The 15,741-nt window shown below is 63.8% G+C and carries 13 protein-coding genes; 7 read left to right on the top strand and 6 right to left on the bottom strand.

Annotation, left to right across the window (positions count from 1 at the left end; all coding sequences use genetic code 11):
* Positions 1-43 precede the first annotated feature (43 nt).
* Complete coding sequence (locus J7E45_RS18070; protein ID WP_215069250.1) at positions 44-1,771, top strand: SIR2 family protein; 1,728 nt, start codon at positions 44-46, stop codon at positions 1,769-1,771.
* A 90-nt stretch (positions 1,772-1,861) separates the two neighbouring features.
* A complete protein-coding gene (locus tag J7E45_RS11365) occupies positions 1,862-4,318 on the top strand; it encodes a hypothetical protein (protein WP_215069248.1) in 2,457 nt (818 codons plus the stop codon).
* Between the two features lie 852 nt (positions 4,319-5,170).
* On the opposite strand, the gene J7E45_RS11360 is transcribed toward J7E45_RS11365, so the two are convergent.
* From J7E45_RS11360 to J7E45_RS11345, 4 genes are all read right to left on the bottom strand, one after another.
* Positions 5,171-5,545, bottom strand: a complete 375-nt coding sequence (locus tag J7E45_RS11360) for a hypothetical protein (RefSeq protein ID WP_215069246.1) — start codon at positions 5,543-5,545, stop codon at positions 5,171-5,173.
* On the bottom strand, positions 5,542-5,739 hold the full coding sequence (locus J7E45_RS18265; protein WP_215069243.1) for an antitoxin VbhA family protein: 198 nt from the start codon (positions 5,737-5,739) through the stop codon (positions 5,542-5,544). Before J7E45_RS18265 ends, J7E45_RS11360 begins: the two co-directional genes overlap by 4 nt.
* Complete coding sequence (locus tag J7E45_RS11350; RefSeq protein WP_215069241.1) at positions 5,732-6,547, bottom strand: metallophosphoesterase; 816 nt, start codon at positions 6,545-6,547, stop codon at positions 5,732-5,734. Before J7E45_RS11350 ends, J7E45_RS18265 begins: the two co-directional genes overlap by 8 nt.
* Before the next feature lie 62 nt (positions 6,548-6,609).
* Complete coding sequence (locus J7E45_RS11345; RefSeq protein WP_215069239.1) at positions 6,610-7,026, bottom strand: hypothetical protein; 417 nt, start codon at positions 7,024-7,026, stop codon at positions 6,610-6,612.
* 96 nt (positions 7,027-7,122) lie between these two features.
* Between J7E45_RS11345 and J7E45_RS11340 the strand changes: the two genes are divergently transcribed.
* The 5 genes from J7E45_RS11340 to J7E45_RS11320 all read left to right on the top strand — a co-directional run bounded on the left by J7E45_RS11340 (position 7,123) and on the right by J7E45_RS11320 (position 14,007).
* Entirely contained in the window at positions 7,123-7,860 is a 738-nt protein-coding gene (locus tag J7E45_RS11340) for a TnsA-like heteromeric transposase endonuclease subunit (protein WP_215069237.1), read from the top strand.
* Positions 7,861-7,881: 21 nt separating this feature from the next.
* Complete coding sequence (locus J7E45_RS11335; RefSeq protein ID WP_215069235.1) at positions 7,882-9,873, top strand: Mu transposase C-terminal domain-containing protein; 1,992 nt, start codon at positions 7,882-7,884, stop codon at positions 9,871-9,873.
* A 23-nt stretch (positions 9,874-9,896) separates the two neighbouring features.
* The gene (locus J7E45_RS11330) at positions 9,897-10,946 is read left to right on the top strand and encodes a TniB family NTP-binding protein (RefSeq protein WP_215069234.1); all 1,050 of its coding nucleotides are present in this window, start codon (positions 9,897-9,899) and stop codon (positions 10,944-10,946) included.
* Positions 10,936-13,281 carry a zinc-ribbon domain-containing protein gene (locus J7E45_RS11325; RefSeq protein WP_215069232.1) on the top strand — a complete coding sequence of 782 codons (2,346 nt, stop codon included), beginning with the start codon at positions 10,936-10,938 and terminating at the stop codon, positions 13,279-13,281. The genes J7E45_RS11330 and J7E45_RS11325 overlap by 11 nt, the downstream gene beginning before the upstream one ends.
* Positions 13,282-13,773: 492 nt before the next feature.
* Positions 13,774-14,007 (top strand): hypothetical protein, encoded by a 234-nt coding sequence (locus J7E45_RS11320; protein ID WP_215069230.1) that lies wholly within the window; start codon positions 13,774-13,776, stop codon positions 14,005-14,007.
* Here J7E45_RS11320 and J7E45_RS18260 read toward each other — a convergent pair.
* Both J7E45_RS18260 and J7E45_RS11310 read right to left on the bottom strand, forming a co-directional pair.
* Complete coding sequence (locus J7E45_RS18260) at positions 13,990-14,229, bottom strand: helix-turn-helix domain-containing protein (protein WP_374225468.1); 240 nt, start codon at positions 14,227-14,229, stop codon at positions 13,990-13,992. The genes J7E45_RS11320 and J7E45_RS18260 overlap by 18 nt on opposite strands.
* A gap of 156 nt (positions 14,230-14,385) precedes the next feature.
* Entirely contained in the window at positions 14,386-15,738 is a 1,353-nt protein-coding gene (locus J7E45_RS11310; RefSeq protein ID WP_215069225.1) for a dihydrolipoamide acetyltransferase family protein, read from the bottom strand.
* Positions 15,739-15,741: the final 3 nt, after the last annotated feature.

Raw genomic sequence — 15,741 nt, 5'->3', positions numbered from 1 at the left:
AAGTGTCGCACGAGTCCCGCAGCGCCCCCGATAGGTTGTCGGCATGAGTGACGATCTCACCGCTGACACCTCTCTTGCTGCTCCGCCGCTAGGGGCTGGAGAGGCGGTACCCGATGGCGAGGCGCCCATGGCTGGTGAACGCGTCGCCGTTCTCCTCGGCGCAGGCGCATCCGCTGACGCCGGATTGCTCCTGACCTCGGGACTTGCCAGGGCCATCGTCGAGCGGGCAAACGAATCAGCCAGCGTGCTGAAACCGGACTGGGTGCGCGCCCTGAACGCCGTGTACGCCGGCATGATCGGGCACCTGGGCGCTAGGGGAAACAACCCCCTCTCGGCGGTGAACATCGAAACGCTTGTCTCCGCAGTCCGATTATTGCAGGCTCGGAATGACCACGAAGTCGCGCCGTTTGTCGCCTCGTGGGTGCCGTCGCTAAACAACTTCGATTCCTCGGAACTCCCCACCCGTGCGGGCGAGAAACTCTTAAACGCCGTCGGCAAGACGCTCGTCAGCGGACACCCTTTCGCCGACAACGATGTGACCGAGGCGGTCGCAGAGATCGCTCGGGCCGCCGTGCAACCCAACCTCGAGCAGCCCTTCCGAGACGCCGAGGCTTTCGTCCTTTCATCGCTCGTTGATCTCCTCGGCGACCATAAGGACGTGTCGTACTTCACGCCTCTCCTGGACCTCGCCCGAACGCAGGCGGGTGGCCTCGACGTCATCACGCTCAACTATGACCTCACCGTGGAGACCGCTGCAGCGAACGCGGGGGTGCCCATCAACCGAGGCGTCGAGAACGCGTCTCCCAGCGAGCCGCTGCAGTTTCCCGCAGCGGACGGCACTTTGAACTTGATGAAGCTCCACGGTTCGCTGGATTGGCGGGCGTCCATCTCCGAACCGGGCATGCATTCGCAGATCTCGCCTCGCAAGATTCAGGTGACCGCACCCCAAGCGATAGCGGACCGCTACCACGAGGATCTGCCTTGGATTGTGGTGGGTGACCGCGAGAAGCTGGCGACAGACGGACCTACCCTGGCGCTGAACTTCGCTGCGAGAACGGCGCTCAACCGGGCCACTCACCTGACCATCGTCGGATACTCCTTCGGCGACGCACACATCAACGCCATGATCCGCGATTGGCTTGCGGGAAGCTCCGAACGCAGTGTGTCCATCCTGGACATGTACTGGCCGCGCGAGCGTCAGTATCGGGACATCACTGACTTCCGCTCCGCGCTCATCGCAGGGTACGCCCGTCGGATCGACTCAAACGGCAACTGGCTCCAGCCCCGGGTTCTGCTCGTGGAAGGAAAAACGAGGGACAAGTTGGCTGATGCGTTGGCCGTTCGGCCGACAGACGTGCGTGCGCCTGTGGCTGAGGTGGCCGCCAGCCGGGTGGACGGGGGCATCCGCTTCGACATCACATGGATGGGCGAAGAGCTCGCCGGCGCGACGATTCAGGCGCAGCGCGTGTCGGAGCGGCCGCTTCCGTACGGGACCGCGAACGTTCCGCTCTACACCGAGCTGGACGACCGTCGCAGGTTGCCGGACTTCCGGTCGTGGGCGTCGACACCGACATTAAGGACGTGGATTCCTGGACAGTTGAAGACCGTCTACGCCGCCGCGAGCTTGGAGTTTCCTGTCGAGGTCCGGGTAGATGGCGCCACGCCCTCTGGTGTTCATTGGTGGCGAGGGGTCGTAGAACTGAACGAGCACGAGCACGAGCACGAACACGAACACGAGCACGAGCACGAGCACGAGCAACCTTCGCTTTAGCTGCCTTGCTCCGACCGCTCCGCGGTGCGCCGACGTATCGGCGCGTGTCTGCAGTCAGCGCTATGGTTCCCGTGACTAGGGGGGCAACACATGGCAAAGAAGCAATCGCCGAACCTGCCCGCGGGCCGCATCATCTCCGCCGACGATGAGGGTCTCGCCGCCGCGTTCCAGAGGATGGGTGAAACTCTCGGGCGACTCGGGGAGGGCGAGAATCCCCGCGACTACGTCAAACGTGGTCCGGGGATCATCGAAGAGCACGTCAGCCACATCGTCGAGTTGTTGAAGGACGCGGACGCTTTCGATGTGATCGAACTGATGCGCATGCGGGAACTCCCCATGTTCCTGGAGGGTTACCGCGAGAGCGTGGAAGACAATCTACCGTCGGCGGGCGAGCTCATCGCCCTCATCCTGCTCGCGCGAGGCCAGCGAGCACCGGTCTACCCTCCCACCAGTAAAACGCGACCGGCCGGGGTAGTCCCCGATCTTCATGACCGCGCAGCGGAGATACTCACCCTGGGGTCGTTCACGCTTCTCGACTCAGGCGAGCGGGATAAGTACGGCCCTCTGACCGCACTATCCGCCTCCTATGTCAGTCACGACCTGACGGTGCAGTTCAAGCAGTACTTGCATGTCCACGACGAGATCAACACGGCGTTGTTCGCGTCGGAGCACATTGGCGACCTGCTGGTCGAGGCACTCGGCTTTAGCTACGAGGACTTCCTGGCTGTTCGAGAGGCCGTTGCTCAGGTGCACGGCGAGAAGTTCTTCGCGCTTCGTGACGCAACGGCGGCCATGTTCGAGCAGAGGGACGCGAGAGCGAATGCCCCTGCGTTCCTGGCTGAGGCACGCATTGCATTGACGAGCATGATGGAACTGCCGGGCAGCCGGGCCACCCTCAGCGTGGAAGAGATCGCACCGTCTGCGGACGTTGACCCCGCGCGTGCTCAGGCCGTCCTGGACTTGTTCAGTCTGTCTTTCGAGGAGACCGACGCTCTCGACGTGGTGAGGAAGTTCCTCAGCGGAGACCATCCCTTCCGGTCTGCGTCCCTCGTTCGTGATGCGGATGGTGTCTATATCTCCACGGGCAAGCCCATCGGCACCGACTGCTTCCGTTTGGTCGCTGAGGAGGCGCTGAAACGCTCCGCCCCGAAGTTCAAGCTGTACGAGAAGCGACGTGTCACGGTGAGTGAAGAGCTTGCGCTGCAACGGCTCGCCGCACTGCTCGGCACGAGTACGACCTACACGAACCTCAAGTACTTCCGCGCAAACCCCGCCGTCGACGTCGCCCGATTAGGACCGGACGCCCAGAACATCACCTCTCTCGCTGAGCAGACTGAAGCGGACGGGCTGTTCCTCGTTGAAGACGTCGCGATCTGTGTGGAGGTGAAAGCGAAAAGCCTTTCTAGCGCAGCTCGCCGCGGCAACGTACAGCGACTCTCTGCCGACCTCCGTGACACAGTCGGAAGCGCGACCGCCCAGGCACTACGGCTCGAGGACCACATCCGCACGAATGGTGGACTGTGGCTTGAGGATCGCACCTGGCTGGACCTGTCTGAGATCCGGGAAATTCGGTCTGTGACGGTGTTCCTCGATGACTTCGGCCCCATATCGACCGCGCTCGACGAGCTCGTGCGCGCCGACGTCATCAAGAGCGAACGTTTCCCCTGGTTGATCACGCTTCACGACCTCACGATCATCGCCGAGGTGATGGACCGGCCGGCAGAGTTCCTTCTCTACCTACGGCGCCGCACGGAGTCGGAGGTGTCATTGACGTTCAAGGCAATCGATGAGCTCGACCTGTTCATGCTGTTCCTCGCCGGGGGCCTGTGGGTGGAACCCGACCCGGACCGGGTGAGCGAGGAGTTCCTCGGCGTTCCCCGGCCGACAGGAAAGGAACGCCGCCGGTACCGAGAGTCCGCGACGCCCACGCGGGTGATGACGCACACGGATCCGCTGGATGCATGGGTCTATTACCAGGAGGGTTCAAGCGCTGAGGATGCTCCGAAGCCCGTATTCGAGGCGATGCCCGCTGTGAACGATCTCGTGAACTTTCTTCAGGACGGGCGGAAACCTGGGTGGTTTCGTTTCAGTGCGGACCTTCTGAACCTGGCAAAGGAGGGGCAAGACTCCGTCGCCGACATGGTGCAGCACCTGGTGAGGACAACGGCGAGTGATGGACTCCACCACAACTCGCTGATGACCTTTGCGGGGGCCTGGGGATACCCAACATTGTTCATGGGCACCAAGCCCAAGGGGATGTCTGATCACGAGGCGAACCGCAGACTTGCGATCTACGGTTTCACCAAGAAGCATCAGATCAAATCAGACCGCGCTCTCATGGTCATCTTCGATGAGGACCAACAAGTTCGTTCGGTCCGGTACGACAACAGCCCTCCCGAAGAGAACAAGGAACTCGACGACGCCGCTATCGAGATGGGGCTTATCCCCGCAGCGGTCATGGGGCGTCCAGTTCCACCGTCGGCGCGCCGGACGACAAAGCGTCTGAACCCAGGCAAGAAGGGGAAGGGCAAGCGCGGTCGCAGTTGACTGACAGGCGTCTCCCCATTTGTCGTCGCACCAGCTAAAGTTCTCGACCGGAACCGGATCTCCACGGGCGTTGCTGAGGAACGTGCGCGGTGCGCGATGGCCAGACGAGCCTCATGCTCAGGGTCGAACGGGCCGTCCTCATCGCAAGCGACAGCCGCGAAGATTAGGTCGCCATGAAACGTGATGCGGAACTCACCCTACTAGGTCGGCTCTGGAGCACCACCGGGCGATGTCTCGTGGCCAGAAATAGGCGATATGAACTGGCTTTATCCGAACAGTTTGTCTGGAGTAGCTGTGGAAAGCGCGTCAGCGTAGCGTCGGAAGGTCCGCGAGATCCTCTGTCCGAAGAACATCGCTCCAGCAAGCCCGTAGTCCGGAATAGCTTTGGAAGTGACACCCGGAGTCCGACTGCGGTAGCCGCCGCTCAACGCGGAGATGAATCCGAGTCCGACGTCGGTGACGCCGCACATCACTCACCCCAGGCAGCGGCTTCATGTCGTGCGTCACGAAGCACGTCTTGGAGGCGCCCCTCGCGCAAACATTGAATGTGCGGCGCCTGACCAGGGAGAGCGACGTTGAGAAACTGGACCCAGGTCCACCTGCCCGCAGTTCCGGTTCGCAGGATCCGAAGCACCTCCTGCAACCCGTCGACGACATGACCGTCGTGCAGCTGGAACGCCGGGTATAGCAGGACGCCGTCTGAGGTGCGCACACAGAGCAGACGAAGGTCTTCGCTGGCCTTCCGCACCTCTTCCTCGTCCCAACCGAGCGTTTGCGCGACGCCAGTTGTGGTGTAGCAGGGCCCGACGATCTTCCGCCATCCGCTGTCTCCGGTCACAGCACTTTCCGCATTCATGAGCTCCAGGACCTCGCATCCTGCTCAGCGTCGCGAAGCACCTCGTCGATACGCCCGTCATACAAGAGTTGGATGCTAGTTTTCGGGTCTGCTTCGGACGGTTCCGAATTCAACCATTGCGCCCAGGTCCATGGGTCCTCGACGCCCGTTTGGAGCACGCGAAGGACCTCTCTCAGTCCTGCGACAATGGCTCCCGCATTGACCTGGAACGCGGGAAACAGCAACACGCCCTCGTCGCTCGTGAGCATCAGGAGGCGAAGCGAGTTCCCGCCGGTGGTGACCTCAGCCTCCATCCACCCGAGCGCGCGTGCCATGCTCGACACGGTGTAGCAGGGGCCGATGATCTTGACCCAGGGGCCCTCATCGGTCATCGCTCGCCTGTGCGCCGTCTAACGACATCTTCGATGAGCTCGTCCAAGGTCCGTCGCCCCTCGATGTAGTCCCAGCCGTCACGGACGGCAGCGCGCGTCGGCTTGAGCCCATCGAGGCGGCAGGAATGAAACGCCTCGAGCACGCCGTTCAGCCGCTCCTGCCGAGTACGGCCGAGACCGCCGTCGTCACCCATCGGGAAACGCCGCTTTTCGCATCTGCTGGACGGTCGGCACCTCAAGCCGCAGCGTTTGCAGATCAAGGAACGCGAGGCTTCCCTGCATCGTGTCGCGTCCGAAGCTGGCGACTCGACGCCCGTCGTCGGTCGCTCCGCCGCCCGCGACATGCATGTGACCGTGCATCAACAGCTCCGGGCGTACCGCATCCCACACCTGCTTCACTCTGTCTCGCGACGCCATCGACTCAGCGAGCCTCTCGTTGGGGAAACCCATGGGATTCGTTCGCAACACCTCCCGCACAGCGCGGACCGGGGTTCGGGCCGGCGACTCGTGCGTCAACATCAGGTCCGCGGGGCCTCCGGCGATAGCTTCGGCAACCTGGACGTCAGTGATGGCTTCGTCTCGCCACCAACCGGCGCCCTCGATACGCCATAGTCGGTCAACCGAGGCAGCGCCTCCAAGCGACAGGACCGTGCGTCCCCCGATAGTAAGCCTGCCAGGTCGCGGCAGAAGCCAGGTGATCTCCGATACCCGCACAGCAGAACCGGCGTTCGCGTCAAGGAGCGGGGTGACCTGATCCCACGGCTCGTGATTGCCGAGCGTGACGAAGATGCGGCTGATGCTCGTGTCAGAGAAGACCTCGTCGACCACTTCTGGGTCGATCCACCAGTCGCCCAACTGCAGGATCGTCGTCACGTCCGGTGCGAGTGCGGGGATTGCGCGGGCCAGTGTTCGCGTCCAGCCAACATTGCCGTGCCAGTCACCGCACACCGCTACGCGCCGGTCAGGCATGTCGAAGTCCGAGGCGTATTCGAGTGCCTTCATGAAGCCTCCTCAGAAGAAGTGCTTGCATCCTAGCCGAAATGCGGAAAGAATTCCGCACATGACTATTCCTCCGGCGTGTTGGGGGATGTGCACCGCCCATGGCAGCCGCAGTCCCCCCACGAGAAATGCGTGAAACCACCGCGTTCCGACCAGCAGCCCTGGTCAACACCAACTAGCAGGCGCAAGCGGGCGACGTCGACCATCTGCATGACGACGACACCTCTCAGCATCTTCTGCAGGCGGTGGTACTCAACCTGCAGCTCTGTCGCAAGGTCGGTGAGTTTCGTCGAACGCGGCTTCTGCATGTAGAGCGCTCGCACACCATATGAAATCTGATGCTGAGTGATAGACGCCTCGCGTTGCGCCCGCCGCTCCAGCGACCAGTCTTCTTCAACCCGCCTCCACTGCAGGGAAGGAAGTCGCCCGAACTCTCCGGGGTAGACCAGAAAATCTCTGGGCACGTATCGCGGGTCTGACACACGGAAAGTGTACTGAAGAACAGACATTAGGTCTAAAAGACCTAAGTTTTGCTAGACTGCTTCTCAGGTTCACCGATGCAACTCAAAGGAGAGTTCATGAAGTACCAGATGCTCCGCGCTACACCCGGTGACGGGTACGACCGTATTCAGTGGTTCGACGGCAGGCGCTTCACCCATACGATCCGCGCGAACGACCCCGTGACCGCACTGACGGTCCTGCCCGGCGAGCGCACGCGGAAACCTGGGAAGTGGAAGGGGCAGAGGCCTTACCACGGTCACTACTGGTGCGCCGGTTCGCGCACATCGGTCTTTCATGAGTCGATGGCCGAGTACGCCGGGATGATGCTCATCGACCACCTGTACGACATCGTCAGGGTCGACGCGCAGCCAATGTTCATGACGTTTGCCGACGGCACCGTCCACTACCCGGACTATCTTGCTCGTGAAGCTGACGGCACTGCGCACGTCATCGACATACACCCTCGGGCGCTGACAACTGAGGCCAGTGATCTCGCATTCGCCAACACCGCGCGAGTGTGCGAGGTCCTCGGATGGCGATTCACGCTCATCGACCAGCTCAGCGACATCGTCCGGATGAATCTGGAGATGATGGGCCGCTACCGCCACCACCGGTACACGCCGATTGCCGCTATCGAGGAACACATTCTCCTCACAGCCAAGGCAAATGAGAGCTTTGGCGACTTACGCCGCGCTCTCGCCACCGACATGCCCGGCGAACTCATGCCGTTCCTCTTCCACCTGATGTGGCGCCGGGAACTCACCTTCGACCTCACCCGAGCGTTCACCGAGCACACACCGCTCACCGCTTCATAACCCCAGCTAAGGAGAACCACCATGATTGCGCAGCGCACCGTCACCCTCGGACAGACCGTCCACCTCGAAGCCGGAGACTTCACCCTCGTCAGCTTCGCCAACGGCAGCTACCGCCTCCGCGATGACCTCACCGGCGATTACCAGGTCATGCACCACCTCGAGCTCGCTGCCCAGATGCCGCCCGGGGAGACGCTGGAAACCTCGGACCCCATAGACGCGAAGCCCATCGACGAGGTCCTCGACGGTCTCGACGAGACCAAGCGTGCCGTCATCCCTTTCCTGCAGCAGCTCATCGACGGCACTCCCGTCGACGGAGGCGATCCGCTGCCGGAGTTCGCCACTCATGTGTCGAAGACGAAGCGTCTCGACTCGACGGTCCTCGCGCTCTCGAAGGCGGGCTTCGAGGTACCCCTCGGCACGCTGAAGCGTCGCCTCACCGCGTTCGAGCAGAAGGGAGTCGCTGGCCTCGTCGACCGACGGGAGGGCCGAAAGGAGAAGGCTTTCGCTCGGGTGCCCGAGGCCGTCCAGAATGCGTTGGCGAAGCTCATCGTCGGCTACGAGAACAAGTCGACTGTCACGTACACCGTCATCCGCGCGGAGCTCAAGGCGATGCTGATGGACCAGTTCCCCGACCCCGCGGACCGGCCCAAGGCGCCGTCGCTGTCCACGGTGGAGCGGCTCGTCAAGCACATGGGCGGGGACCAGAACCCCGTCCTCCCTGCGAAGAGGCGAGAGACGGCGGCACTCTCCCCGAAGCGCATGCACCGCTCACGCCAGGTCTTCGGGCCGGGAGACGAATGTCAGATGGATGCGACCGAGCTCGACATCCTCGTCCGCATGCCGAACAACGAGATCGGTCGACCGCACCTCACAGCGTTGGTCGACAAGCGCACCCGTAGCGTCGTCGGCCTCAACCTCACGGAAGCGCCGCCGAAGGCAATCGACCATGCGGTGCTCCTGGCCAACGCTCTCGTGCCCCGCAAGATCCGAGCGTGGGCGAAGGACTACGACGCCTTCGGGCTCCCCCAGATGCCGTGGTCGAAGCACCTGAGCAAGGAGCAGCTGGAGACCTACGACTCATACCGTCCCTACATCTTCCCGTCGCGCATCCTCATCGACAACGGTCAGGACTTCCGAGGCACAGTCTTCGGCGCCGGATGCGACAGGTACGGCATCTCCCTAACTCAGACGCCCATCCACGACCCCACAGCGAAGGCCATCGTGGAACGATTCTTCCACTCCGTGAAGACGAAGTTCTGCCAGTTCGTCCCCGGGTACTCCGGCGGTGACGTTCTGAACCGAGGCAAGGACGTCGCCAAGGGGCCGCTGCTCACCCTGGCCGAGCTCGCTGAGCTCCTCGATAAATGGACGGCGCTGGTGTGGCAGAACCGTCGTCACGAGGGCCTCGACGATGACTACCGAAAGAACTGGAGCCACTCCCCGAATTCGATGTACGCCGCCTGCGTGGAGCTGACCGGACACTTCGTTCTCGCATTCCAAGAGGAGGACTTCATCGCCCTGCTTCCCAGAGATGAGCGCACCGTTCAGTCCGACGGCATCGAGATGAACGGGCGCATGTACGACAGCCCGCACCTCGGGCCCCTCCGAAACCGCAAGCGGTCGAACAACTCCACCCCCAAGGTCGTCGTCAGCTACGACCCCAGCGACGAGCACCGCATCTGGCTCCGCTCCTCCGGCGACGCGGGATGGATTACCTGCTACTGGATCGAAGAGCGCGGCAGGTCCCGTCCGCTCGCCGACGCCATCAGCCTCGAAGCCCACCGTCGGACGCTCGAGACGCTGACGTTCAGTGACGAGGAGGCGGACGACTTGATGGTGCGCTTCCGCAACGAAGCCATGACCGAATCCACCGACCGTGTGCAGGCCGCTGCCCTCGAACAGAAGAAGAAAGACAAGGAGACGAAAGCCACAGAGACCCTCGCCGCCGTTCTCACCCCCACCATCGACAGCAGCCACGACTTCTCGATCTTCGCGAAGTTGGATATCGGCTGACCCCCATCAGGAAAGACACGATAATGTCCAACTTCATCGGTCACTTCGACCAGCGCGAACAGCTGCTTGAACTTCTCGAAGCCAGCGCCCACGTCACACCCGCCCGTGTCACCCTCGACGAGTACAAGAGCTGGCCCCATGCCAAGAAGCTCGCGTTCAACCAGGAACGCAGCCGCCGCATCGCCGACTCCATCGTCATCCTCACCCCCGCCCTCAAGCAGCTGAGGCTGGCCTACCGACGCGCTGCACGCGTCGCGCACCGCCCTGTCGGACGCACCGGCATCATCCTTGACGGCGAACCCACCACCGGGAAGACGACCGCAGCGGTGTGGCTCATGGGCGAGGCGCACCGCCGACACGTCAACCTTCACCCTCACTGGAAAGAAGACGGTCACGTGTCCGTCGTATACCTGGAAATTCCGCCGAATTGCACCGGAAAGATGTTGATGGGACGCATCCTCAATTTCTTCGGCGAGCCCGTCGTGCCCCGGCAAACACTGGAGGAGCGCACGCGTCTGGTCACCGAGCTGTTTGCCAAGTCGCACACGTCCCTCGTCGTCTTTGACGAGATTCAGAACCTCGCCCAGTCCAATGCCACCGGTCGGTTCGAGAGCGCGCAAGCCATCAAGAACCTCATGAACGCCGTCAAAGCCGTCCCGATGTACGTCGGGTTCAACCTGGGCAACTCCCAGTTCACGAACGACGAACTCGGCGCCCAGTTCGCCTCGCGGTGCGCACCCGTGCACCTGGGCAAGCTCAACATCACCACTATCCCCGGCCGCGAGCTCTGGAGTGGCGTTATCGTGGCATTCGAGGAGCAGCTCGCACTGCTCGCCCACCCGCCGCAGTCGCTGCTCGAACACGCCGCCTACCTGTGGACGCGTACCCGCGGCTCCATCGCCGCGCTCTCCCGACTGCTGACGACAGCCGCCCTCGACCTCATCGAGAACGAGGACCCCGATTCCGAGATCATCACGAAGAAGCTGCTCGACACCATCCCGCTCGACCTGACGAGCGAACGCCTGCTCTCCGAGGCCAAGGCCGCCGCCGAGGAGGCACCCCATGCTGCCTGAGCGCACGTGGCCGTTCTCGGTCCGCCCCGGCTCGTTCGAGACCGTCGCCAGTTACCTACGGCGCCTGCGCTCTGCGAACCTCATCACCGATGCCACCTGGGGTGCATGGGTCAAGCCGACCGTGCGCGCCACCGGCCTCGGAAGAAACGATGCCCTGCCACTCATCGCAGAGGCCGTGGGCGACCTCAGCACCGGCCACTTCGCCCGAGACGGGGCCGCACTCCCGCGCCACGCTGACGGTGAGACCTGCGTCAACTGCGTCACCGGACTCGACAACCGGTTCGGCTGCGCACGCTGCACCCCAGGAGAGCGTGTCGAGCAAGACGCCCACGACGGCCCGCGCGTCTGCCGCCGCCACCTCATGTGGGTGGGCCCCGGCATCGCACCCGAGGATCAGTTCCGGGTCGGTGTCGAAGCACTCCGCGCAGACCGCATGTACCGCCGGCTGCGTAGGCAGGGCGCCCTGGACGCTCATCGTCTCGCCGAAGTCCTCGCGTGCGTCGACGACTGGGCCGACGCGGAGGGCGCGCCGCTCGACGCAGCGCAGCGGTTCACCCTGGCCGTGCGCATCGGCCAGCAGGTGTTCCGGCCACGATCACTCGACGCGTACGCAGACCGCGGCGTGGAAGCGCAGGAGCGTTACGCGACGTTGTCCCTGGTCGTCATCGACATCGCGAACACCGAGGCGTGCGTCGTGCTCGTCGATGCCATCTGGCTTCTCATTCGGGCGCTTGGCCACCAGGACCAGGACAACCCGCACGCATTCGTGTGCACCCCGAAGGAGGGGAACGTCGACGAGCGTGACGAGCTCGAGCAACTGCGCACGTGCCGCCTCCCGCGTGCAGAGCATCTCCACGCGACCCAGTACGTCTCCTCGAGTAAGCCCGGCACGCGGCGCGACCGTGTGCGCCACGAGTTCCAGCTGAACGACTACGTCTGCGCCCGCGGTCATCTGTTCTCGTCACGGCTTCGCATGCTGCGCGCCTCCAAGGAGAGCGGCGGGTGCGGCTACTGCGCCAACCGTAAGCCCCTCGCTGGTTTCAATACGCTCGCCGACACTCACAAGCATCTGATTTCCGAATGGGACTGGGACAAGAACGGTGAGCTCCGTCCCGATGGCGTCATCGCGGGCTCCGCGGACAAGGTGCATTGGCGCTGTTCGGCCCGTCACTCGTTCGAACAGAGCCTGAACAACCGGAGCAGTAAAGGCGTGGGGTGCCCAGTGTGCTCCAACAAGGCGGTCGACGCTGCAGTCAACGCGTTCTCCGTCACCCACAGCGATGTCGCCTCTGCCTGGCACGCCACGCTCAACGGCGACCGTACACCTGACGACTACGTAGCCGGGTCCGAGCAGGTCGCCTGGTGGTCCTGTCCGTCGCACGGCGAGTACAAGATGCTCATCTCTCGGCGCACGTCCGGCGGGTCGTGCACATACTGCAGCCGCCAGAAGGTTCACCGCACGAGCTCGCTCGCGGTTACTGACCCCGCTGTCGCGGCCCGCTGGCACGAGTCGTTGAACGGAGACCTCACCCCGTACGACGTACTGTCGGGTTCCGGGGAAAAGGCTTGGTTCGTGTGCGCCGAGGGCCACGACTATGAGGCTCCGATTCACGGGCAGACCATCGGCAAGGGTTGCAACGTCTGCAGGGGCAAAGTCGTGAACGCTCAGAACTCCCTGCGCACGATGTTCCCCGCTCTCGCTGACGAGGTCCACCCGACCAGGAACGGTTCATGGAACGCCGACAACGTCACGGGCAAGAGTGGACGCACGCTCATCTGGCTCTGTGAGGAGGGGCATGACTGGCCCGCCATTGTCAGCGTGCGTGCGCGGCAGGGCACCGGTTGCCCGTTCTGCTCCAACACCCGGGTGTGGTCGGGATGGAACGACCTGGCCACCACCCGACCGGACTGGCTCACTGAGTGGGACTGGGAGGAGAACGGAGACACGCACCCCACGGATGTCACCGCTGGGACGGGGACGAAGCTCTACTGGAAGTGCACTTACTCGCACACCTGGGAGGCCAGGGGGAGCGACCGCCGCAAAGGCAGCGGCTGCCCAACCTGCGCCAACAAGCGCCTCCTCGTCGGGTGGAACGACATGGGCACGACTCGGCCGGACCTCGTCACGGAATGGGACTGGGACGCCAACGGAACACTGACTCCGCAGGACATCGTCGCGGGGACCCACGTCCGCATCCACTGGAAGTGCGCTCTCGACCACGCGTGGGTGACGACGGGCACCAGCCGCGCTCACCGCGGCTCAGGGTGCCCTGCCTGCCATGCGCTCACGCAACCGAACAGCATCTCTCCGATCCACAGCGAACCTCCAGAGTAACCTGAAGCGCCTCGGTCAGCGGTACCGCCCTCGACAGTTCAGTCGAGGGTGGTGTCGCTGAACGTCCTTGACCTCGGAATTCACCGTTCCTCGTTCGCTGTCACCGCATTTCCCCACACCCAACAGCGGAACGTCTCGCCCTCAGCACGAAAGGCGATCCCTGCAGCCATCGGAGTCGAGCGCATCAGGACCGCATCTACCCGGATCGCCTCCGGCCCGAATCTCACCCACGCTGTGACCTTCTTGTACGGGCGCGGGTAGATCGTCACCGGGTGCTCGCGGAGGGCGAGTTCCCGATCCGATAGTGACTGCAGTGGTCCTGCCTTCGACGCCTGAATAATGGAGCGGTGTTGCATCTGTCTGTCGTAGAGCGGCGTTAGTCGTTTGCTGGTACCCAAGCCGGCGAATCCTTCCTCCGGCCGAACATGGTCGAGCGTAAAGGTGGGCGCAGACAGTCGGCGTGATGTCTGTGCTCACCGCTACAACAGAGATATGACCGAAGCAGTCTTCTGGAGTGCTGTGCAGGTTGTGGGCACTGTCATTGCAGCCCTGGTCGCCATCACCATGCTCCTCATCGCTGGCAGTGAGTTCCGCCAGCTCATCGAATCGAACAAGCTCTTTGCGGAAGGAACGACCGGAATCGCAGTGTTTGTCGTCGTCCGTAACGACGGAAGAACTCCCGTTCCTCTCCCCGCGGTCGGACGACAACTAGCTCCGGGTGTATAGATGAGCCTCGAGGGCGGACTCCAACTTCCAAATGGTGCGCAGGTCCGGCCACGACTCACCCAACAGAATCTTCCGGATCGTTCCCTCATCCAGCCCGACATCGCGGGCAACCCCACGCACCGACCTCTCCCCGATGGCGGCCCGCAGATTCAGCGCGAAGCGGCGAGCGGCCTCACCCGACGGATCCGCGGATGGTTCGTCCGGCCACTTCGGAGAGAGCATTGCAGGATTCGCTCGTGCTTCCTTACGTGCCATCTCACAGCCTCCCAACCCTGGATCCCTTTACACACCGGGATCAACAATGTCGTTTTGGATCGACTTCGCTGAGTTGGTTCAACTTCAATTAGAGAAATCGCACCTTCAGCGCAGTCTCATAGCTCACTCCACCAGCAGCGCGGGCTCCTCGAGCACGGAGGCGACGTCGGCAATGAAGCGGCTCATGCCGTCGCCGTCGATCACGCGGTGGTCGAAGGATCCTGCGACCGTGGTCACCCAGCGCGGGCGCACCTCGCCGTCGACGACCCACGGCTTCTGGCTGATGGTGCCCATCGCCACGATGCCGGCCTCACCGGGGTTGATGATCGGGGTGCCGGCATCCATCCCGAACACACCGATGTTGGTGATCGTGATCGTTCCACCCTGCTGATCGGCCGGCGGCGTCTTTCCCTCGCGCGCCGTGAGCGTCAGGCGGTTCAGCGCCCGCGCCAGGTCCTTCATGCTCAGGTCCTGCGCGTCCTTGATGTTCGGCACGAGCAGGCCGCGCGGGGTGGCGGCAGCGATACCGAGGTTCACGTAGTGGCGCACGGCGATCTCGGCGCCGGCATCCGTCTCGATCCAGGCGGCGTTCACCATCGGCGTGCGACGAGCCGCCCAGATCACGGCCCTGGCCACGATGAGCAGCGGCGAGACCTTGATGTCGGCATAGTCGGGCGAGGCCTTGAGCCGCTTCACGAGCTCCATCGTGCGGCTCGCGTCGACCTCTTTCCACACCGTCACGTGCGGAGCGGAGTACGCGCTCTGCACCATGGCCGAGGAGGTGGCCTTGCGCACACCCTTGACCGGGATCGACTCGGTGCGGTCGTCGCCGGCGGAGGACGGACGGGTCGCGGTGAGGCCGCGGGCAAGTCCGGCCGGAGCGGCCTGCGGCGCGGGCACCGTCTCTTCACGGACGTCGCCCCACTCCGGGGTCTCGATGTTGCGGAAGACGCTGGCCTGCGAGGCGTGCTTGACCACGTCGTCGCGAGTGACCTCGCCGTCGGCACCGGACGCGGCGACCGCGGTGAGGTCGACGCCGAGATCGCGCGCGAGCTTGCGGATCGGGGGCTTGGCGATCACGCCCACCGAGGAGCGCACCGGACGCTCGGCCGGGCGCTTGCGGCGCGAGGTGGCACCGCCGCCCGTGCCGTAGCCGACGAGCACCGAACCGCCGCCCTCCTCCGGCGCGGGGGCCTCGGCCGTGGCGACGACTCCGGGGCCGGCGTCGTCGCGCGCATCCGTCACGAAGGTGATGATCGGTGAACCGACCTCGACCGTCGCTCCTTCGGCGACGAGCAGCTCGCCCACGACGCCCGCGTGCGGCGACGGCAGCTCGACGAGCGACTTGGCCGTCTCGATCTCGCAGACGACGTCGTTGATCGCGACCGTGTCACCGGGGGCGACCTTCCAGGCGACGATCTCCGCCTCGGTCAGGCCCTCCCCGACGTCGGGGAGGTTGAAGTTCTGCGTGCTCATGAC

The organism is Microbacterium sp. ISL-59, from assembly GCF_018613945.1.
GTDB lineage: Bacteria > Actinomycetota > Actinomycetes > Actinomycetales > Microbacteriaceae > Microbacterium > Microbacterium oxydans_B.
The sequence above is the reverse complement of the archived record's forward strand: the minus strand, read 5'-3'. Positions and strand labels throughout refer to the sequence as shown.

Coding starts and splice junctions, on each gene's coding strand:
- J7E45_RS18070 (WP_215069250.1), top strand. CDS start 44: ATGAGTGACGATCTCACCGCTGACACCTCTCTTGCTGCTCCGCCGCTA.
- J7E45_RS11365 (WP_215069248.1), top strand. CDS start 1,862: ATGGCAAAGAAGCAATCGCCGAACCTGCCCGCGGGCCGCATCATCTCC.
- J7E45_RS11360 (WP_215069246.1), bottom strand. CDS start 5,545: ATGACCGATGAGGGCCCCTGGGTCAAGATCATCGGCCCCTGCTACACC.
- J7E45_RS18265 (WP_215069243.1), bottom strand. CDS start 5,739: ATGGGTGACGACGGCGGTCTCGGCCGTACTCGGCAGGAGCGGCTGAAC.
- J7E45_RS11350 (WP_215069241.1), bottom strand. CDS start 6,547: ATGAAGGCACTCGAATACGCCTCGGACTTCGACATGCCTGACCGGCGC.
- J7E45_RS11340 (WP_215069237.1), top strand. CDS start 7,123: ATGAAGTACCAGATGCTCCGCGCTACACCCGGTGACGGGTACGACCGT.
- J7E45_RS11335 (WP_215069235.1), top strand. CDS start 7,882: ATGATTGCGCAGCGCACCGTCACCCTCGGACAGACCGTCCACCTCGAA.
- J7E45_RS11330 (WP_215069234.1), top strand. CDS start 9,897: ATGTCCAACTTCATCGGTCACTTCGACCAGCGCGAACAGCTGCTTGAA.
- J7E45_RS11325 (WP_215069232.1), top strand. CDS start 10,936: ATGCTGCCTGAGCGCACGTGGCCGTTCTCGGTCCGCCCCGGCTCGTTC.
- J7E45_RS11320 (WP_215069230.1), top strand. CDS start 13,774: ATGACCGAAGCAGTCTTCTGGAGTGCTGTGCAGGTTGTGGGCACTGTC.
- J7E45_RS18260 (WP_374225468.1), bottom strand. CDS start 14,229: ATGCTCTCTCCGAAGTGGCCGGACGAACCATCCGCGGATCCGTCGGGT.
- J7E45_RS11310 (WP_215069225.1), bottom strand. CDS start 15,738: ATGAGCACGCAGAACTTCAACCTCCCCGACGTCGGGGAGGGCCTGACC.